Here is a 19,532-nt window from a genome sequence, read left to right as displayed (position 1 = left end):
TCAGTCGATCCGCCCGAAACCCGGCGCATCGCCCTGCGCCGCGACGCCCGCGGCGAGCGATTCGAGCACCGCCTTCAACTCAGGGTCGGCAATGCCGCGCAGGCTGTTGCCCAGCGATTCGGGAATCGGCTTCAGGCTTGGCGGCGGTGCGGCCTTTTCGGTGGCGCGGACGTCGCCGTGGCGGATCGCCAGCCTGGCCACCGCCGGATAGCCGAAAAAGCGGTTCACCCGCTCGATGATCTCGGGCGCGATGTGCTGCATCATCGGCGCGAAGGCGCCTGAGACGAGCAGCGATAGCACGCCTTCCTCGCGCTTGCCGCGGGGAAAGCGAATCGATTCGGGTGAGGAGACGCGCGCATAGCGTTCGCCGACGATCTCGCTCCAGCGGCTCACCACCGAATGCTGGACGAAGCCGAACTTGCGGAATGCCGCGCCGCCGACGCTGGGCAACAGTTCCGATACGGCGCGAACGCGGTTCGCCCGCTGGGGCTCGGGCCGCGGCTGGCGCGTGGTGGTCCGGGGGGGCTTCGTCATCGCGATCCCCCATGCCATAGGCGGGGCGTGCCCGACAACGCCCCTCGCGCAATCGCGCCCGCGCTTCTCCGCTGGTATGATGCCAATGCCCGCCGCCTGCCGTGGCGCGCGCCGCCGGGCAGCAACGCCGCCGATCCCTATCGGGTCTGGCTGTCGGAAGTGATGCTGCAACAGACGCAGGTCGCCACCGCCATCCCCTATTTCGAGCATTTCACCGCGCGCTGGCCGAGTTTCGAGGCGCTGGCGGCGGCGGACGACGGCGAACTGATGGCCGCCTGGGCGGGGCTCGGCTATTATGCGCGGGCGCGAAACCTTCTCGCCTGCGCACGCGAAGTGGCGCGGCGCGGGGCGATGCCGGACAACGAGGCGGCACTGCTCGAACTGCCGGGCATCGGTGCCTATACCGCTGCCGCGATCGCCGCGATCGCCTTCGGCCGGCGCGCCGTGGTAGTCGACGGCAATGTCGAGCGGGTCGTCACGCGGCTGTTCGCGCTGGCCGAGGCGATCCCGGCGGCGCGGCCGACGATCCGGCGGCTGGCCGACAGCATCACGCCCGATGCCCGCGCCGGCGATTTCGCGCAGGCGATGATGGACCTGGGCAGCGCGATCTGCACGCCGCGTTCCCCTAAATGCCTGCTCTGCCCGCTGGCGGACCAGTGCGATGCGCGCGTGGCGGGCAATCCCGAAGCCTATCCGGCCAAGGCGCCGAAGCGCACGCGGCCGATCCGGCACGGCACGATGTTCTGGCTGGAGCGCGACGGGCAGGTGCTGCTCGTCCGCCGGCCGGCGCGCGGCCTGCTGGGCGGCATGCGCGCGCTGCCCACCGGGCCCTGGGTCGATTCGCCGCCCGGCCTCGCAGATGCGCCCGCGCCCGCCGAATGGCGTCCGGTCGAGGGCGGCGTGCGGCACGGCTTCACCCATTTCGAGCTCGAGGTCGTACTTGTAGCTGCAACATGGAACGGCCATGCAGGCGCGATCGAGGGCGAATGGTGGCCGATCGACGCGATCGACTCGGCCGGGCTGCCCACCGTCTTTGCCAAGGCGGCCGGACTGATAGGGAGAATGCGATGCGGCGTGGACTGGCGTTTGGACTGATCGGCGCGGCGATGCTGGGGCTCGCCCCGGCAATCGCGCAGGTGCGGCTTTCCAGCGAGACGACGGCGCTTGCCGAACGGACCGTCGCCGAGGGCAAGGTGCCCGGCATCGTCATCGCCTATGCCCAGGGCGATACCGCGCCGACCGTCGTCGCCAAGGGCCGCATCGCCGATCCGGCGAGCGCGCCTGCCGCCGATATCGACAGCCTGTGGCGCGTCTATTCGATGACCAAGCCGATCACCGGCATCGCCGCGATGATCCTGATCGAGGAAGGCAAGCTCAAGCTCGACCAGCCGATCAGCGATTTCATCCCGGCCTTCAAGCACATGAAGGTACTGGTCGATCCCGCCAAGGACCTGACGAGCCGCCCCGCGACACGCCCGATCACCGTGCGCAACCTGCTGACCCACACCGCGGGTCTTGGCTATAACATCATCACCAAGGGGCCGTTGCTCGACGAATATAACCGGCTGGGCATCAACCCGGCGCAGGTCGGCCCGTCGTTCGAGGCGCAGATGCGGCCGTTGCGCCCGGCCAGCCTCGAAGAATTCGCGAACCGCACCGCAAGCCTGCCGTTGATCGCCGAGCCGGGTGCCAAGTTCAGCTATTCGATCGGACTCGACGTGCTCGGCCGGGTGATCGAGGTGGCGAGCGGCGAGCCGTTCGACCAGTTCGTCAACACGCGCATCCTCAAGCCGCTCAAGATGAACGCCAGCTACTGGACGGTGCCTGCCGATCAGGCCGGCAAGCTCGCCACCGATTATGCGATCGTCGGCGGCTCGCGCCTGCCGGTCGATCCCGGCGCCACCTCGGTCTGGCTCACGCCGCCCAGCTTTCCCTATGGCGGCGCCGGGCTGGTGATGTCGGCGCGCGACTATGACCGGTTCCTCCACATGCTGGTCAATGGCGGCGAACTCGACGGCGCCCGTATCCTGAAGCCGGAGACGGTGCGCCTCGCCATGTCCGATCTGCTGCCGCCGGGCGTCGATCGCAGCCTGCTCGATGCGATGACGGCGGATACCGGCGTGCCGATGGGCTTCGGCGCGGGCGGATCGGTGTCGCTCGCCGATCGCCCCGGCGGCCCGGCCAAGGGCAGCTATGGCTGGTCCGGGGCGGCCGGCACGACGGCGTGGGTCGATCCCGTCAACAAGGTGCGGGTGACGATGATGGTCAATCTGCTGCTCGGCGATCTCGGTATCCGTGCGCCACTCCGCACCGCCGTCTACGCCGATCTGGCGCGGTGATCGCACCCGGCTTTACCGGCGGGACGCTCGATCGCGCCGATCGCGTCCGCCACGAACCCGATCTGCTCGCCGCGGCGATCGCCGATCCGGCGGCGCGGCTGCTGATCCTTGACGGGCTCGATCCGCGGCTCCGCGCGGACGATCGGCTGTGCTGGACGGGGCTGGCCGAAGCCGAGGGGGAACTGCTGTTCCTCGGCTTCGACGCGGGGGTGCCCTGGTTCGTCGCCGCATTGCCGCCGGGCGAGATGCCGCCGCCGGGCCGCTCGCCGGCGCTGATGGCGATGCTCGATCGCTTTCATGTGGCGGATGCGGCGCTCTATGCCGCCGCGCGCAGCCTGGTCGACTGGCATGCCCGCAGCGGCTTCTGCGCACGCTGCGGCACGCAGACGGCGATCTTCCGCGCCGGCTGGGGGCGGCTCTGCCCCCATTGCGGCGCGGAACATTATCCCCGCGTCGAGCCGGTGGTCATCATGCTGGCCGAACATGGCGACCATGTCCTGCTCGGCCGCCAGCCCGCCTGGCCGCCCGGACGCTATTCGGCACTCGCAGGCTTTCTCGAACTCGGTGAGGGGATCGAGGATGCGGTGCGGCGCGAAACGCTGGAGGAGGCGGGCATACGCGTCGGCGCGGTGCGCTATGTCGCCAGCCAGCCCTGGCCGTTCCCGTCGTCGCTGATGATCGCCTGTATCGGCGAGGCGCTGGACGAGACGATCGCGATCGACGTCCACGAGCTGGAGGATGCACGCTGGTTCACACGCGCCGAGGTTCGGCTGGCGCTGGCCGGCGACGTGAGCGCGCCGTTCCTGCCGCCGCCGCCGTACGCGATCGCCCGCACGCTGCTCCAGGCCTGGGCCGACGGCGACTGACGCCGATCAGGGCCGTGCGCGCGCCTGCGTGTACGTGCCCAGCAGCCGCACCCATTTGGTGTGGAAGCGCAACTCGTCGAGCGCGCGGGCGACGGCGGGATCATCGGGGCTGCCCACCACATCGGCGTAGAATTCGGTCGCGGCAAAGCTGGCGCCGCGCTGATAGCTTTCCAGCTTGGTCATGTTGACGCCGTTGGTCGCAAATCCGCCCAGCGCCTTGTAGAGCGCGGCGGGGATGTTCTTCACCTCGAAGATCAGTGTGGTGATGAACGGCCCGTCGCCCGTGATCGCGGCTGCGGTGCGCGAGAGGATGACGAAGCGCGTGGTGTTGTGCTCGGCATCGGCGATGTCGCGCGCCAGCACGTCGAGGCCATAGAGCGTCGCGGCATGTTCGGGCGCGAGCGCTGCGACCGCGGGATCGTCCAGCTCGGCGACCATCGCCGCGGCGCCGGCCGTATCGGGATAGGCCACCGGCGCGATTCCCTGCGCCTTCAGCCAGTGGCGGCACTGGCCCAGCGCTTGGGGATGGCTCATCGCCTCGCGCACGCCGGCAAGCGGCCCTCGCCCCATCAGCGTGTGGCGAATCGGCAGGAAATGTTCGCCGATGATCGTCAGCCCCGATTCGGGCAGCAGGAAATGCATGTCGGCGACGCGGCCGTGCAGCGAATTCTCGATCGGAATCATCGCGCGTTCGGCGCGGCCGTCCTTCACGGCATCGAGCGCGTCCTCGAACGAAAAACATGGCATCGGCAGCGCATCGGGAAAGGCCTCGCGCACCGCGACGTGCGAATTCGCACCCGGCGCGCCCTGAAAAGCGACCGCCTGTTCGACGTGCTTCTGGGCGTCCGCCAGCATCTGGGCAACGATCGGTCGGGCGGGGGCGGCGAAATTCTCCATCAGCCGCGCGCGCTACTCGCGCGACCGCGCGTCTGCAAGCCTGCTTGCCATTCGCCGTCGTCGCGCTCTAAAGGATGAGCAATAGTCATTTTTGGGGGCGGATAATGGACGGTCGCTTCAATACGATCGCGGGCTGGGCTCTGGCAGGGGGCATTGCCGCGCTCGGACTGTCGATCGCCAGCGGGATGATCTTCCATTCCGAAGCGCCGGAAAAGCCGGGCTACTTCGTCGAAGCCGAAGAGGCGGAGGCAGGCGGTGCGGCCGCGGTGGCGCCGCTTCCGGTGCGGCTCGCCTCGGGCGATGTCAGCAAGGGCGCCGATGCGTTCAAGCAGTGCGCGTCGTGCCACACCATCGCGCAGGGCGGCGCCAACGGCATCGGCCCCAATCTCTATGCGACGCTGGGTGAGGGCATTGCCCAGGGCAAGGGCGGCTATGCCTTTTCCGACGCGCTGAAGGGCGTGGGCGGCACCTGGGATTTCGACAAGATGGATGCGTGGCTCGCCAATCCGCGCAAGTTTGCGCCCGGCACCAAGATGACCTTTGCCGGCATCGCCGACCCGCAGGTTCGCGCGAACGTGATCCTCTATCTCAACGCGCAGGGATCGAACCTGCCGCTCCCGGCCGCGCCCGCCGCCGCCGAAGCCGGCGCCGCGAGCGAAGGCAATGCGATCGAGGGCGCTGCGGTTGAAGTGAACGTCCAGCAGGCGACGCCGGGCGCCGGCACGCCTGCCGAGGATCCGCAGGCTGCGGTGCAGGCCGAAGAAAAGCGCTGATCGCCGCTTGCGGCAGGGCCGGGCCCTGCCGCATGCCTCAGCCGCCGGTGTTTAGTCGGCCGCTTCTTCCTTGTTGCGCCAGAATTCGCGCACGATTTCCCAGCCCTCTTCGGCGGTTTCGCAGAAGTGGAACAGCTTGAGGTCGCGGGGCGAGATCACGCCTTCCTCGCACAGCGCCTCGAAATTGACGACGCGCGTCCAAAATTCCTTGCCATAGAAGAGCACCGGAATCGGATCGATCTTGCCGGTCTGGATAAGCGTCAGCAGCTCGAACGATTCGTCGAACGTGCCGAACCCGCCCGGGAACACCGCCACCGCGCGCGCATGCAGCAGGAAGTGCATCTTCCTCAGCGCGAAATAGTGGAACTGCATGCTCAGGCCCGGCGTCACATAGGGATTCGGCGCCTGTTCGTGCGGCAGTACGATGTTGAGCCCCACCGTTTCGGCGCCCACGTCGCGTGCGCCGCGATTCGCGGCTTCCATGATCGAAGGGCCGCCGCCCGAGGTGACGACGAAATGGCGCTTGCCGTTCGCATCGAGCGGGAAGTTGCTCGCCAGCTGGCCCAGCCGGCGGGCAACGTCGTAATATTTCGATTTGGCGACCAGCCGTTCGGCGATCCGCTTCTGCTCGTCGGTTTCGGCCAGCGCCATCACCGATTCGGCCTTGGCCGGCTCGGGAATGCGCGCCGAGCCATAGATGACGAAGGTCGAGGCGATGTTCGCCTCCTCGAACATCAGCTGCGGCTTGAGCAGCTCGAGCTGGAAGCGGATCGGTCGCAGATCCTCGCGCAGCAGGAAATCCATGTCCTGAAAGGCGAGGCGATAAGCGGGATGCTCGGTCTGCGGCGTGCCGGTGGCGGTGTTGGCGGTCTCGGCCTCCTGCTGGGCGGGGCGGAAGACGCGCGACGGGACTCTCGTGTCACTCATCCGCGCCGGATTAGGCGCATCTGCACGACTTGCAAAGCATCAAGCGCAGAAAGGCCCGCGCCCCATGTCGAAGTGGAAATGATCGCGGTGCGCGGCATTGTAGTTGGGGCTGAGCACGGTGCGGAACCGCTTGCACGCCGAATCGTGGATCGTCTCGAGAAAGCGCCGCACCGCCGGGTCGTTCGATCGCCAGTCGCCGACCAGCGTGATCCGCCGCCCGTCGCGCAGCACGAAGCCCGAAACGTCGACGGCATTGGCGAGGCCATGTTCGGACAGCTTGGTCGCCGATCCGGGGTTCCCGACGATGCCGCGGCACGAATAGGTGCCGAAGGTTTCGATCCTGACCAGATCGCTGCCCAGGATCTGGCGCGCGGCCGGCGCGACCGCAAAGCGAACCCAGCCGTTGAATGCCCGCGCCAGTTCGCAGCGCATCGCCTTGATCCCCGTCACCGGCACGCCGATGTCGAGCAGCTGAACCGTTCCGAGCAACAGGCAGCCGCCGCCATAATCGCGATCGGGCAAGGGGCTGAACCGCACGCCTGCGCGCGACAGATCGGTAAAGCATTGCTGCGTCTCGCGCGGGGTCGGCCCGTTCAAGGTAATCGGGCCGGACTGCCGCGGCCGGATCGGGGCAGGGCGCTTGTCCCCGTCGCCACCGCCGAACAGGCAGGCGGAAAGCAACAGCGGCAAAGCCAACGCCAGGATACGCAAACTGGGCATGGGCGCGCAGCCTAGCGGCTTTTGGGCGTGCGGGGGAAGGGGGCACCTCGCTGCACCTGGGATGCCCCCGCACGCCCATGCGTCTCCACCGTCGGGAACAACCGCCGGCGGCGATTACTCGTAGCTTTGCGGCAGCGGGATGATCCAGCGGTTGGCCGCGCGATCGATATGGCCGCCGGCCTCCTCGGTCACGGCGCGGTCGACGATCGCCAGGCTGCGTTCGCCCATCGCGGCGAAATCGTCATAGCCCCCGTTCGGGAAGCCCTTGCGCGTGCGGTGGATGTAGAAGGTGCCGGAAAGCGGCGTGCCGAACGCGGCCTCGATACCCTCGCGGCCGATGATCGATCCGATCAGTCCGCCCCAGGTCGCGGTGGGATTGTCCGAATCCCAGCCGGCCAGCGTGCCGATCCGGATCGTCTCGCGCAGATCGCCCTCGCCATAGAAGTAGCTGACCAGCCCGGCGGCGAAATTGATGCCCGCGGCGAAGCAGCCATTGCAATAGAGCCCGCGCGCCGAGATGTCGTAGCCATCGGTCATGTCGAGCTGATAGCGCCGGTAGACCGCGTCGCGTGCCTCTTCCCAGCTCGCGCCACGCTCATATTGTCCGAGCACGAAGCGGTACATCGCCAGCGGATAGCCGCCCTCGGGAAGCACCCGGCTGGCCTTTGCCGCGATGTCGCGCAATTGCGGCCCCAGCGGACGCGCCGGATCCACATTGGCGGACAAGGCGTGGAGCACGACATGGAAGCGCGCGATGTCGGCCGCTTCCCCGCGCGCGACGGTGCGGATCGGCAGGTCCGCCATGCGCAGCGCGACGTCCGGGCGGCCGGGGGCGAACAGGCCGAAAATCTCGGTCGACAGCTGGGCGTCGATCATGTCGCCATGCGGGTTCAGCCTGGGGTCTGAGGTGTCGGGCGGCAGTGTCCCGGCCAGCATCAGCTCGTGCGCGCGCTGGTTCGAAACCCAGAGATAGTTCTGATAGCCGGTCTCGTCCGTGCCATAGGGCGTCGGCTGTTTTTCGTCATAGATATGGTCGATCCAGGCCTGGCGGATCTGCTGCGGCGTGAGCACGCTGGTCGCATATTTCAGCAGCGCATCCTGATAGATATATTCGATGTCGGTATCGTCGTCCGCGCCCCAGCTTTCGCCCGGCCGGCGCAGCACGAAATCGATGGTCGGCGAGATCGGGCTGGGCTTGCCTTCGTCGAAGATGCTCGGCTGGTCGGGCTTGCCCCAGTCTTCGCGGGTGTAGAATCTGCCGTGCGGCCCGTCGCCGCCGATCTTGTCCATCTCGGTGACGAGCCCGGTCCAGTTGGCGACGCTCTCGCCCAGCCAGAACCCTTCCATCCGGCGCGCGTAGCCGCCGCGATCGATCGCGATCGTCGCCGCCTGCGCTGCCGTCGCGCGGGGTGCGGGTGTCTGACCGGCCGCGGCGCAGGCGGCCAGGAACATGGGCAGGGCAGGCAATAGCAGGCGGCGCGGCATTCTCTCTCCTCAAGCCGGGGTGGCGGGGGCGCCTTGCCCCGCTTGCTTCGCCTTCCCCCCTTTGCGCGCGAGGCTTTAGCCGAGCGATCCGGGCTCGAAAAGCGAGCGCGCCGTGCCTCGCCGCGTCGGTCGCGAAGCCCCGACCCCATTGACTTGTCCGCCGCCGCCGCTAGGGCCGTCGACGGGCCACGCGGTCCCAACGCCGCGCGTGCTCTCTGTGAGGAGAGTCTACATGACTGATTTGACTGCCGCCGACGCCACCCTTGCGCCTGCGAAGCCCGCCACCAAACCGGCGCGTCCCTATTTTTCCTCCGGCCCCTGCGCCAAGCCCCCCGGCTGGTCGCCCGAGAAGCTCGCTATCGAGTCGCTCGGCCGCTCGCACCGCTCGAAGCTGGGCAAGACCCGTCTCCAATATTGCATCGACCTGATGCGCGAGCTGCTCCGCCTGCCGGACACGCACCGTATCGGCATCGTGCCCGGCTCGGATACCGGCGCCTTCGAAATGGCGATGTGGACGATGCTGGGTGCACGGCCCGTCACCACGCTCGCCTGGGAGAGCTTCGGCGAGGGTTGGGTCACCGATGCGGTCAAGCAGCTCAAGCTCGATCCTACCGTGCTGCGCGCCGATTATGGCCAGCTGCCCGATCTGAACGCGGTCGACTGGTCGAACGACGTGCTGTTCACCTGGAACGGCACCACCTCGGGCGTGCGCGTGCCGAACGGCGACTGGATCGCCGACGATCGCCAGGGCCTGAGCTTCGCCGACGCCACCTCGGCGGTGTTCGCCTACGACCTGCCCTGGGACAAGATCGACGTCGCCACCTTCTCCTGGCAGAAGGTGCTGGGCGGCGAGGGCGCGCACGGCGTGCTGATCCTCGGTCCGCGCGCGGTCGAGCGTCTCGAAACCTACACGCCGGCCTGGCCGCTGCCGAAGGTGTTCCGCCTCGTCTCCAAGGGCAAGCTCGCCGAGGGCGTGTTCAAGGGCGAGACGATCAACACGCCGTCGATGCTCGCGGTGGAAGACGCGATCTTCGCGCTCGAATGGGGCAAGGGCCTGGGCGGCGCCGAGGGGCTCATCGCCCGTTCGGACGCCAATGCCGCCGCGCTCGACAAGATCGTGGCGGAGCGCGACTGGCTGGGCCATCTCGCCGAGGATCCCGCGATCCGCTCGCGCACCAGCGTGTGCCTCACCGTCGACGGCGCCGATGCCGACTTCATCAAGAAGTTCGCCGGCCTGCTCGAGAAGGAAGGCGCGGCCTATGACGTGGCCGGCTATCGCGACGCGCCGGCTGGTCTGCGCATCTGGTGTGGTGCCACCGTCGACACCGCCGATATCGAGGCGCTCGGCCCCTGGCTCGACTGGGCCTACGCCACCGCCAAGGCGGGCTGATCCCCTAACGCCCTCTCCCCACCGGGGAGAGGGTTGGGAGAGGGGCAGGACTTCGCCTTCTCCCCAGACGTTTCCGGTTCAAGACACATTCCCCCTCTCCCCAGCCCTCCCCGGGGGGAGAGGGAGTGAAGCAGGAGCAATTCCATGCCCAAGGTACTGATTTCCGACAAGATGGATCCCAAGGCCGCGCAGATCTTCCGCGAGCGCGGCGTCGAGGTCGACGAGATCACCGGCAAGACGCCGGACGAGCTCAAGGCGATCATCGGCGAATATGACGGCCTTGCCATCCGCAGCTCGACCAAGGTCACCAAGGACATTCTCGAGCATGCGACCAACCTGAAGGTGATCGGCCGCGCCGGCATCGGCGTCGACAATGTCGACATCCCCGCCGCCTCGGCCAAGGGCGTGGTGGTGATGAACACCCCGTTCGGCAACTCGATCACCACTGCCGAGCACGCCATCGCGCTGATGTTCGCGCTCGCCCGCCAGCTGCCCGAGGCCGATGCCTCGACCCAGGCCGGCAAGTGGGAAAAGAACCGCTTCATGGGCGTCGAGCTGACGGGCAAGACGCTGGGCCTGATCGGCGCGGGCAATATCGGCTCGATCGTCGCGGACCGCGCGATCGGCCTGAAGATGAAGGTGATCGCCTATGATCCCTTCCTCACGCCAGAGCGTGCGCTGGAGATGGGGGTCGAGAAGATGACGCTCGACGATCTGCTGCTGCGCGCCGATTTCATCACGCTGCACACGCCGCTGACCGATCAGACGCGCAACATCCTGTCGGCGGAGAACCTCGCCAAAACGAAGCGCGGCGTGCGAATCATCAACTGCGCGCGCGGCGGACTGATTGACGAAGCGGCGCTCAAGGAAGGGCTCGACAGCGGCCATATCGGTGGCGCCGCGCTCGACGTGTTCGTCCAGGAGCCGGCGAAGGAATCGCCGCTGTTCGGCACGCCCAATTTCATCTCCACCCCGCATCTGGGCGCATCGACCAACGAGGCGCAGGTCAATGTCGCGATCCAGGTCGCCGAGCAGATGGCCGATTATCTCGTCTCGGGCGGCGTTACCAACGCGCTCAACGTGCCGAGCCTGTCGGCCGAGGAAGCCCCGCGCCTGAAGCCGTATATGGCGCTGGCCGAGAAGCTGGGCAGCCTGGTGGGGCAGCTCGCCCATGGCGAACTCAACAGCATCGCCATCGAGGTTGAAGGGGCCGCCGCCGAACTCAACCAGAAGCCGATCACCAGCGCGGTGCTCGCCGGGCTGATGCGCGTCCATTCGGATACGGTGAACATGGTCAATGCGCCATTCCTCGCCAAGGAACGCGGGCTCGATGTCCGTGAGGTGCGGCACGATCGCGAAGGCGATTATCACACGCTGGTCCGCGTGACCGTCGGCACCCAGAGCGGCGACCGTTCGGTCGCGGGCACGCTGTTCGGCAACGCCTCGCCGCGTCTCGTCGAGCTGTTCGGCATCAAGGTCGAGGCCGATCTCGCCGGCCACATGCTCTACATCGTCAACGAGGACGCGCCGGGCTTTATCGGTCGGCTCGGCACCTCGCTGGGCGAGGCGGGCGTCAATATCGGCACCTTCCATCTCGGCCGCCGTTCGGCGGGCGGCGAGGCGGTGCTGCTGCTCTCGGTCGACGGCGCGGTCGATGAATCGCTGCTGGCAACGGTCCGCGCCCTGCCGGGTGTGAAGACCGCGATGGCGCTCGCGTTCTAAGCTGCTACTCTAAAAGCCCTCTCCCCTTCGGGGAGAGGGTTGGGAGAGGGGCAGTCGGGGATGCCGCAGACAAACGCCTTGTTGCCGGCCCGCGCCAGACAGATGCGCGCCAACCCCACCCCCACCGAGACCGCCATGTGGTCGATCCTCCGCGCCAGGCGGTTCGAGCGCGTCAAATTCGCTCGCCAAGTCGTGATCGCACCCTATATCGCCGATTTCGTCGCGCGCTCGCGCAAGCTGGTCATCGAAATCGACGGTGACACGCATGCGCTGTGCCAAGCGAAGGATGCGCGCCGCACGGCGTGGTTGGAACATCAGGGGTATCGGGTGATTCGGTTCACGAACTACGAAGTCGGGAGCAACTTGGAAGGGGTGGCGCAAAGGATCGCGCTAACGCTCGCGGATATGCCCCTCTCCCAACCCTCTACCCAGAGGGGAGAGGGCTTTTGACCGGACTCCTCCCCGAAGGCTTTCACGATCGCCTGCCGCCCGCCGCCGATGCGGCTGCCCGCTTGGAGACGCGCGTGCTCGGGCTCGCGCGGCTCTATGGTTATGAACAGGTCGATCCGCCGCTCGCCGAATTCGTCGACGAACTGGCGACACGGCTCAAGGTCGGCGCGGTGCGCGATGCGGTTCGCTTCGTCGATCCTGTGTCGCAGCGCAGCCTGGCGATCCGGCCCGATCTCACCGCGCAGGTCGGCCGCATCGCCGCCACCCGCATGGGGCATCATCCGCGCCCGGTGCGGCTCTGCTATGCGGGGCAGGTGCTCAAGCTCAAGGCGCCCGCGCTCGATCCGCGCCGTGCGATGCGCCAGATCGGCTGCGAGCTGATCGGGCTGGACAGTGTCGCGGCCGCCACCGAAATCGTCCGCGTCGCGATCGAGGCGCTGCAATCGGCGGGCGTGGAGGGGCTGGCGATCGACTTCACCCTGCCCGATCTGGTCGACACGCTCGCGGGCGGCACGCTGCCGCGCGAGACGATGACGCGGCTGCGTGACCGGCTGGATGCCAAGGATGCGGGCGGCGTCGCCGCGATCGATCCGAACTATCTGCCGCTGATCGAGGCCGCCGGCCCTTTCGAGACGGCGATGGCGAAGCTGCGCGCCAGCGACGCCCACAGCGCGCTGGCCAGCCGGATCGAAGGGCTGGCGACCATCGCCGCGAGCATCCCGGCGGGCGTCGCGCTGACGCTCGACCCGACCGAGCGGCACGGATTCGAATATCAGACCTGGCTCGGCTTCTCGATCTTCGCGCGCGGCGTGCGCGGCGAGATCGGGCGCGGCGGCAGCTATACCGTGGTGCATGACGGCGGCCGCGAGGAGCCGGCGGTCGGCTTCTCGCTCTATGCCGATCCGATCCTCGACGCGGGGCTCGGCGGCAGCGAGCGGCGCCGCCTGTTCCTGCCGTACGGCACCGATGCGGCCATCGGGGCGGCGCTCAGGGCCCAAGGCTGGGTGACGGTCGCCGCGCTCGAGGCGGACGACACGCCCGAGGCGCAGCTGTGCAGCCATGTGCTGCGGGACGGCGAACCCGCCCCGCTTTGACGGCGGATCAGGCCGCGAGCAGCGCGGTCAGCCGACCGCCCTCGATCGCAGCGATCGCGTCGGCCAGCGCCGCGCGGTAACGTGAATCCCCGGCCAGTCGCGCCGGAAACACCTGGCGCAGCGCCAGCACCGCGTCGAGCGGATCGCTCGCCGTCGCCGCCGCCGCCAGCACATCGGCCAGCGGATCGGTGATCGTCTCGCCCGCGCGCGCCCTGGTCGCGAGGAAATGTATCCATGCCGCGACCGGCACCGCCAGCCGCGTGACCGGACGCCCGGCGTCGAGCACCTCGGCGGTGGTATCGAGCAGGCGGTAGGGCAGCTTCTGCGAACCGTCCCAGGCGATCTGCGACAGCAGGTGGCGGATTGCCGGGTTGCGGAAGCGGCCCAGCACCGCGTCGACATAGCCGGGTATGTCGAGCCCATCGACCGTGCCGAGCGAGGCCGCAATGTCCTGATGCGCGAGCCGCGTGACGAAGCCGCCAAGCGCCGCGTCCGACATCGCCTCGAACACGGTCTCATGGCCGAGCGCGAGGCCGATATAGGCGAGGCTCGAATGGCTGCCGTTCAGGATGCGCAGCTTGGCCTGTTCATAGCCGCGAACATCGCTGGTTAGCGTGACGCCCGCCGCGGCCAGGTCCGGTCCATCGGCCATGTCGAATCGCTGGAGCACCCATTGGGTGAACGGTTCGCGCTGTACCGCCGCCCTGTCCGCGACGCCGAGCTCGCCTGCGATCCGGGCGAGGAACGCCGCATCGCTTGCCGGCGTGATCGAATCGACCATCGAATCGGGGAAGGCGATGTCGGCGCCGATCCAGTCGGCCAGGCCCGCATCCCATTCGCGCGCGAGCGCGACGCACGCGGCGCGGAGTTTGGCGCCGTTGCCGGTCATGTTGTCGCAACACAGCATCGCGAACGGCGCGACGCCTGCGGCACGACGATCGGCGAGGCCCGCGACGATCCAGCCGATAACGCTCGCCGGCTCGGCGGGGCGGGCGCGATCGTGCACGATGTCCGGATGGTTCATGTCGAGCGTGCCGTCGCCGCCCAGGCAATAGCCCTTTTCGGTCACCGTGCTGGTGGCGATCCGCACCTCCGGGCTGGCGAGCAGCGCGCGCAGCCGGGCGCCTTCGCCTGGCCCGATCGCCTCCGAGTGCGCGGCGATGATGCGCGTCGCCGGTTCGCGATCGATCACGGCCAGCGTGTAGAGCCCGTCCTGCGCCTTCAGCGCGTCGGTGGTCGATCCGCTGCGCAGCGAAACCGCGGCGATGCCCCATCGGGGATCATGGTCGAGCACGCGATCGACAAAGGCCGCCTGATGCGCGCGGTGGAAGGCGCCCGGGCCGAAATGGACGATGCCGGTGCGGATCGCGTCCGGCTGGTGTCCGGGGCGAAGGATTCCGGCGGGCAGCCCGGCCAGCGTGTTGCGTGAGAGCGTCGTCATGGCGGCGATCAATCAGCCGCCGCCCGCGAAGTCAATGCGAACCGGGCCTGTTCACAGTGTCTTTGTCGACGACGCGCCCTGTGATCCGGGAATCAGCGGCGCCCGCCAGTCGGGGCCGTGGCTGGGCGTGTCGCGCGGGACCAGGAAGCGCACCTCGCGGTTGGCAAAGTCGATCTCGACACGGCGGAAGCTGCGCATCGCATCCATCCCCAGCAGCAGCGCCGGCCGCTTGGTCAGCCCGAACCGCTTGAATGGCTCGACATCGGCGAACGCGACGGGCATCGAACCGAACATGATCGGGCCGACGCGCAGATCGGGCACGGTGGTGTAGTCTGCGGTCGCGGTGTCGCCGGTGACGCTGGTCAGCCGAATCGGCTGAACCTTGCCCAGCCGGTTGCCGATCCGCCGGCGCAGGGCCGAATTGCCCATCGTCACCTGCGATCCGGTGTCGAGCACCACCTGGATGCGAATGTTGCGGTAATAGGCGTCGGTGACGATCAGCTGGCCGAACACGTCCTTGGCGACGACGATGATTTCATCGCGGTCCCGCTTCTCGCGACGCTTGCGCGCCTCGCTCGGCCGCACCGTCATGATGCCGGCGTCGAGATCGATCGTCACCTGATGATCGCCCAGCGTGTCGATGCCGAGCAGCCCCGCCGCGCCCAGGTCGCTCGCCGCGAGCGAGGGCGCGATCACGCGGTGCGACTTGCCGATCGATTGGATCGCCAGATCGGGCACGATCACGGTCGGGACGATGCTCGTCCCGGTCATCGACGTCAGCATGATCGGTTTGCCCGCGACAAGGGCAAGCGCGCCCGCCAGTTCCCGCGACACGACGGTGCGCTGCGCGCCGGTATCGATGATGAACGGATAGGGGCCATTGGTGCCGACCGCCACCGGCACGGTCAGCCGGGCGCTGCTCTCGCTCAGCAACAGGTCGATCTCGGGAATCGGCTGCTTCGCGGCGGCAATGGCCTGCGGGTCGGGCGTGCTCGTCGTCAGGCCAAGCGGCAGAAGCGCGTAACCGAGCAAGTGAAATACGCCGACCATGACTGCAAGTTACACCCGATTCGACTGCGCAGCAATTGCGCACATCAAGCACCGGCCGTGTCGTCTTGGCGGGAACGGCTAGTCCAGCCGCATCGCTTCTGTCGCAATTGCTTCGGCTTCTTCGAGAAGCGCGTCCTCAGTCGTGCCCTGCGCCACCGATTCGCGTCCGATCATGATCAGGACAGGGACCGCCAAGGGGGTCACCCGCTCCAGATCGACATGGAGCATCCGGTCGCCGGCTTCATCGAGCAGCCGCGCAAGCCGGCCCACATCGGTCATCTTCGCGCGGGCATCCTCCCAGGCGGCGCGCAGCAACAGGTGATCGGGTTCGTATTTGCGCAGCACGTCATAGATCAGGTCGGTGGAGAAGGTGACCTGCCGCCCGGTCTTCTTCTTGCCGGGATGCTGGCGTTCCACCAGCCCGCCGATGATCGCGACTTCGCGAAACGCGCGCTTGAGCAGCGCCGAGCCCTGCACCCAGTCGACGAACTCATGCTCCAGAATGTCGGGCGAAAACAGCGGGCGGGGATCGACGATCTTCTCCAGCCCGTACACCGCCAGCGCATAGTCGTTGGCGACGAAGCCGAGCGGCTTCAGCCCCATCGCCTCCATCCGCCGCGTCACAAGCATGCCAAGCGACTGGTGCGCGTTCCAGCCTTCGAAGCTGTAGACGACCATGTGGTGGCGGCCTTCGTGCGGAAAGGTCTCGACCAGCAGCTGGCCGGGCGCGGGAAGCGCCGAGCGGCGGTCCTGCGTCTCCAGCCATTCGCGCACGTCCACCGGAAAGCGTGCCCATTGCCCGCGATCGAACAGGAACCCCCGCACGCGATCGGCGAGATTGGCGGTGATCGCGAGCCGCGCGCCCATATAGCTCGGCACCCGCGCCTGTTTGGCGGTGGCGCGAACGATCAGGTCGGTCGCCTCCACCCGCTCCACCTCCAGCGCGAGCCCGGCAAAGAAGAAGGTGTCGCCGGGGGAGAGCGCGGCGGCGAACCCCTCCTCCACCTTGCCCAGCCGTCTGCCGTTCTTGAACCGCACCTCCAGCATCGGCGCTTCGACGATGATGCCGGCATTGAGCCGATGTTGCGCGACAAACTGGGGCTGGGTGACGCGCCAGACGCCGTCCTTGCCCTGCGTCAGCCGCTTGAACTTGTCATAGGCGCGAAGCGAATAGCCGCCATCGGCGATGAAGTTCAGGACGCGATCGAACACCTCCTCGCTCAGCGCCGAATAGGGCAATGCTGCACGCACCTCCTGCAGCATGTCAGCCGCGAGAAAGGGCGCGGCGCAGGCACAGCCCATCACATGCTGGGCGAGCACGTCGAGCGCGCCGGGGCGGAAGATGTCCGGGTCCAGCTCGCCGGCCTCCACCGCATCCAGCGCCGCGCGCGCCTCCAGATATTCGAATCGATTGCCGGGGATCAGCACCGCCTCGCTGGCCTCGTCGAGCCGGTGGTTGGCGCGGCCGATCCGCTGGAGCAGCCGCGACGATCCCTTGGGCGCGCCCATCTGGATCACGCAATCGACATCGCCCCAGTCGACCCCGAGATCGAGGCTGGCGGTAGCCACCAGCGCGCGCAGCCGACCGTCCGCCATCGCCTGCTCGGCCTTTTGCCGCGCCTCCAGGCTGAGGCTGCCGTGATGCACACCGATCGGCAGCTTGAGCTCGTTGACCTTCCACAATTGCTGAAAGACGAGTTCGGCAAGGCCGCGGGTGTTGCAGAAGACGATCGTCGTCTTGTGCGTCTCGATCTCCGCCATCACCTGCGGGATGGCATAGACGCCCGAATGCCCGGCCCAGGGCACGCGGCCCTCGGGCAGCAGGATGGCGATGTCGGGATCGGCGCCCTTCTCCCCCTGCACCAGCGCCACCGAATCGATGTCGCCATAGGGCGCCAGCCAGGCGCGGTAGCCATCCGGGTCCGCTACGGTCGCAGACAGGCCGACCCGGCGAAAACCCGGCGCCAGCCGCTCCAGCCGGGCGAGCGCCAGCGCCAGCAGGTCGCCGCGCTTGCCAGTGGCGAAGGCGTGGATCTCGTCGATCACCACCGTCTTCAGCCCGGCGAACATCGTCAGGCTGTCCTCATAGGACAGCAGCAGGCTGAGCGATTCGGGCGTGGTCATCAGCACCTGCGGCGGCCGGGCGCGCTGGCGGACCTTCTTTTCGTGCGGGGTGTCGCCGGTGCGGGTTTCCACCCGGATCGGGAGCCCCATCTCTTCGATCGGCGTCAGCAGGTTGCGCTGCACGTCCACCGCCAGGGCCTTGAGCGGCGAGATGTAGAGCGTGTGGAGCCCCTCGGCCGGCGCCTCGATCAACTCGGCCAGCGTAGGCAGGAAGCCGGACAGCGTCTTGCCCGCACCCGTCGGGGCGACGAGTAGCGCGTGGCGTCCGGCGCGCGCCGCTGCCAGCATGTCGAGCTGGTGCCGCCGGGGCGCCCACCCGCGTGCATCGAACCAGGTTGAGAGCGGGGCGGGGAGATTGGCGGCCACGGCACTCTATGTAGGGATATGGACTTCAAAAGGGGAGCGGGCGATCGCTCCGGCCTCGCCGCTATGCCGGGCGACGATCAATGCTCGTCGCGTCGCTGTCGATCGGCGGCGTCATGCGCGTCATAGTTGCGGCGCGTGGCATCTTCGGTCCTGCCCATGTCGCGCCGCGATCGCTTGTTGCGTATCACCGCCCAGGCCAGCACGAGCGCGAGGACGATCGGGCCGATCACCACCATCAGCCCTTGGATGGTCGAAAAGTCCATCACGGGTTTCCTCTCGCCTGCCTCCTTCGATAACGAGGGCGCCCCTCTTTCGATCCGGTGTGGCGCCCCCAATATCCCGGTCATGGCGCTCGGCGATTGGCTTACTCCGGATCCGACAGGCATTTATCTGCCCGCGGCGGATGCATGGATCGATCCGTGCCGGCCGGTGGCGCGCGCGATCGTCACGCATGGCCATGCCGATCATGCCCGGGGCGGGCATGGCGAGGTTTGGGCGACGCCCGAAACGCTCGCGATCATGGGCGCGCGATATGGCCCGCAGAACGGACACGCCGTCGGCTATGGCGAAACCATCAGGCAGGGGCCGATCGACATCGGCTTCGTGCCGGCCGGCCATGTGCTCGGATCGGCGCAGATCGTGCTCGACCATGCCGGCGAGCGGATCGTCGTCTCGGGCGATTACAAGCGCCGCCCGGACCCTACTTGTGCGCCGTTCGAGCCGGTGCCGTGCGACGTTTTCGTCACCGAGGCGACGTTCGGGCTTCCGGTCTTTCGCCACCCGGAGACGCGCGACGAGATCGACAAGCTGCTCGCCGCGCTGCGCACCGAGCCCGAACGCTGCGTGCTCGTCGGCGCCTATGCGCTCGGCAAGGCGCAGCGCGTGATCGCCGAACTGCGCGGCATGGGCTTCGACGATCCGATCTATATCCACGGCGCGCTGCAATCGCTTTGCGACCTTTACGCCGAACACGGCGTGGCGCTGGGCGAGCTGCGGCCTGCGACTGGCGCGAGCAAGCAGGAACTGGCGGGCCGCATCATCCTGTGTCCGCCCGGCGCGCTCAACGACCGCTGGTCGCGGCGCCTGCCCGATCCGATCACCGCAATGGCCAGCGGCTGGATGCGGGTCCGCCAGCGTGCACGCCAGCGCAATGTCGAGCTGCCGCTGATCCTGTCCGACCATGCCGATTGGGATGAATTGACCCGGACGATCGAGGAGATCGCGCCGCGCGAAGTGTGGGTGACGCATGGCCGCGAGGATGCGCTGGTGCATTGGTGCCGCCTGCGCCAGGTGCGCGCCCGCGCGCTCGATCTGGCCGGATTCGAAGACGAAGATGATTGAGGGAGATCGATTG

The 19,532-nt window shown here is 68.1% G+C and carries 18 protein-coding genes; 9 read left to right on the top strand and 9 right to left on the bottom strand.

Going from position 1 to position 19,532, the window contains the following annotated elements; translation table 11 throughout:
• The gene (locus ACX40Y_RS02490; RefSeq protein WP_459117950.1) at positions 1–534 is read right to left on the bottom strand and encodes a DUF721 domain-containing protein; all 534 of its coding nucleotides are present in this window, start codon (positions 532–534) and stop codon (positions 1–3) included.
• Positions 535–561: 27 nt separating this feature from the next.
• On the opposite strand from ACX40Y_RS02490, the gene mutY reads away from it, so the two are divergent.
• From mutY to nudC, 3 genes are read left to right on the top strand one after another with little or no spacing between them, the layout of a single operon-like run.
• Positions 562–1,629 carry an A/G-specific adenine glycosylase gene (mutY, locus tag ACX40Y_RS02485; protein ID WP_459117949.1) on the top strand — a complete coding sequence of 356 codons (1,068 nt, stop codon included), beginning with the start codon at positions 562–564 and terminating at the stop codon, positions 1,627–1,629.
• Positions 1,602–2,873 carry a serine hydrolase domain-containing protein gene (locus ACX40Y_RS02480; RefSeq protein WP_459117948.1) on the top strand — a complete coding sequence of 424 codons (1,272 nt, stop codon included), beginning with the start codon at positions 1,602–1,604 and terminating at the stop codon, positions 2,871–2,873. Before mutY ends, ACX40Y_RS02480 begins: the two co-directional genes overlap by 28 nt.
• Positions 2,870–3,739: an NAD(+) diphosphatase gene (gene nudC / locus ACX40Y_RS02475; RefSeq protein ID WP_459117947.1), complete on the top strand. Its 870-nt coding sequence runs from the start codon at positions 2,870–2,872 to the stop codon at positions 3,737–3,739. The genes ACX40Y_RS02480 and nudC overlap by 4 nt, the downstream gene beginning before the upstream one ends.
• A gap of 6 nt (positions 3,740–3,745) precedes the next feature.
• On the opposite strand, the gene ACX40Y_RS02470 is transcribed toward nudC, so the two are convergent.
• Positions 3,746–4,636, bottom strand: a complete 891-nt coding sequence (locus ACX40Y_RS02470; RefSeq protein WP_459117946.1) for a prephenate dehydratase — start codon at positions 4,634–4,636, stop codon at positions 3,746–3,748.
• 104 nt (positions 4,637–4,740) lie between these two features.
• Between ACX40Y_RS02470 and ACX40Y_RS02465 the strand changes: the two genes are divergently transcribed.
• Positions 4,741–5,409 (top strand): c-type cytochrome, encoded by a 669-nt coding sequence (locus ACX40Y_RS02465; protein WP_459117945.1) that lies wholly within the window; start codon positions 4,741–4,743, stop codon positions 5,407–5,409.
• 51 nt (positions 5,410–5,460) lie between these two features.
• On the opposite strand, the gene ACX40Y_RS02460 is transcribed toward ACX40Y_RS02465, so the two are convergent.
• From ACX40Y_RS02460 to ACX40Y_RS02450, 3 genes are all read right to left on the bottom strand, one after another.
• A complete protein-coding gene (locus ACX40Y_RS02460) occupies positions 5,461–6,336 on the bottom strand; it encodes an LOG family protein (RefSeq protein WP_459117944.1) in 876 nt (291 codons plus the stop codon).
• A gap of 39 nt (positions 6,337–6,375) precedes the next feature.
• Positions 6,376–7,056, bottom strand: a complete 681-nt coding sequence (locus ACX40Y_RS02455; protein ID WP_459117943.1) for an extensin family protein — start codon at positions 7,054–7,056, stop codon at positions 6,376–6,378.
• Positions 7,057–7,170: 114 nt separating this feature from the next.
• Positions 7,171–8,541 (bottom strand): ADP-ribosylglycohydrolase family protein, encoded by a 1,371-nt coding sequence (locus ACX40Y_RS02450; protein ID WP_459117942.1) that lies wholly within the window; start codon positions 8,539–8,541, stop codon positions 7,171–7,173.
• Positions 8,542–8,773: 232 nt separating this feature from the next.
• Here ACX40Y_RS02450 and ACX40Y_RS02445 point away from each other — a divergent pair, with 232 nt between their 5' ends.
• The 4 genes from ACX40Y_RS02445 (at position 8,774) to ACX40Y_RS02430 (ending at position 13,197) form a co-directional block, all read left to right on the top strand.
• Positions 8,774–9,931, top strand: coding sequence for a phosphoserine transaminase (locus ACX40Y_RS02445; protein WP_459117941.1), 1,158 nt, complete (start codon positions 8,774–8,776; stop codon positions 9,929–9,931).
• A gap of 144 nt (positions 9,932–10,075) precedes the next feature.
• Positions 10,076–11,653: a phosphoglycerate dehydrogenase gene (gene serA / locus ACX40Y_RS02440; RefSeq protein ID WP_459117940.1), complete on the top strand. Its 1,578-nt coding sequence runs from the start codon at positions 10,076–10,078 to the stop codon at positions 11,651–11,653.
• A gap of 60 nt (positions 11,654–11,713) precedes the next feature.
• Positions 11,714–12,103, top strand: a complete 390-nt coding sequence (locus ACX40Y_RS02435) for an endonuclease domain-containing protein (RefSeq protein ID WP_459117939.1) — start codon at positions 11,714–11,716, stop codon at positions 12,101–12,103.
• Positions 12,100–13,197, top strand: a complete 1,098-nt coding sequence (locus tag ACX40Y_RS02430; RefSeq protein WP_459117938.1) for an ATP phosphoribosyltransferase regulatory subunit — start codon at positions 12,100–12,102, stop codon at positions 13,195–13,197. Before ACX40Y_RS02435 ends, ACX40Y_RS02430 begins: the two co-directional genes overlap by 4 nt.
• A gap of 7 nt (positions 13,198–13,204) precedes the next feature.
• Here the strand turns inward: ACX40Y_RS02430 and ACX40Y_RS02425 are convergent, their stop codons facing one another.
• From ACX40Y_RS02425 to ACX40Y_RS02410, 4 genes are all read right to left on the bottom strand, one after another.
• Positions 13,205–14,638, bottom strand: a complete 1,434-nt coding sequence (locus tag ACX40Y_RS02425; protein ID WP_459117937.1) for a mannitol dehydrogenase family protein — start codon at positions 14,636–14,638, stop codon at positions 13,205–13,207.
• Positions 14,639–14,689: 51 nt separating this feature from the next.
• Complete coding sequence (locus ACX40Y_RS02420) at positions 14,690–15,688, bottom strand: retroviral-like aspartic protease family protein (RefSeq protein ID WP_459117936.1); 999 nt, start codon at positions 15,686–15,688, stop codon at positions 14,690–14,692.
• Positions 15,689–15,766: 78 nt separating this feature from the next.
• On the bottom strand, positions 15,767–18,178 hold the full coding sequence (locus ACX40Y_RS02415) for a ligase-associated DNA damage response DEXH box helicase (RefSeq protein ID WP_459117935.1): 2,412 nt from the start codon (positions 18,176–18,178) through the stop codon (positions 15,767–15,769).
• A 77-nt stretch (positions 18,179–18,255) separates the two neighbouring features.
• Positions 18,256–18,441: a hypothetical protein gene (locus tag ACX40Y_RS02410; RefSeq protein ID WP_459117934.1), complete on the bottom strand. Its 186-nt coding sequence runs from the start codon at positions 18,439–18,441 to the stop codon at positions 18,256–18,258.
• Between the two features lie 82 nt (positions 18,442–18,523).
• Here ACX40Y_RS02410 and ACX40Y_RS02405 point away from each other — a divergent pair, with 82 nt between their 5' ends.
• Positions 18,524–19,519, top strand: coding sequence for a ligase-associated DNA damage response exonuclease (locus tag ACX40Y_RS02405; protein WP_459117933.1), 996 nt, complete (start codon positions 18,524–18,526; stop codon positions 19,517–19,519).
• The last annotated feature ends 13 nt before the right edge of the window (positions 19,520–19,532 follow it).

Source organism: Sphingomonas sp. RS6 (assembly GCF_054489705.1).
Note: the sequence above shows the minus strand (reverse complement) of the source record. Positions and strands in the feature narration are given on the sequence as shown.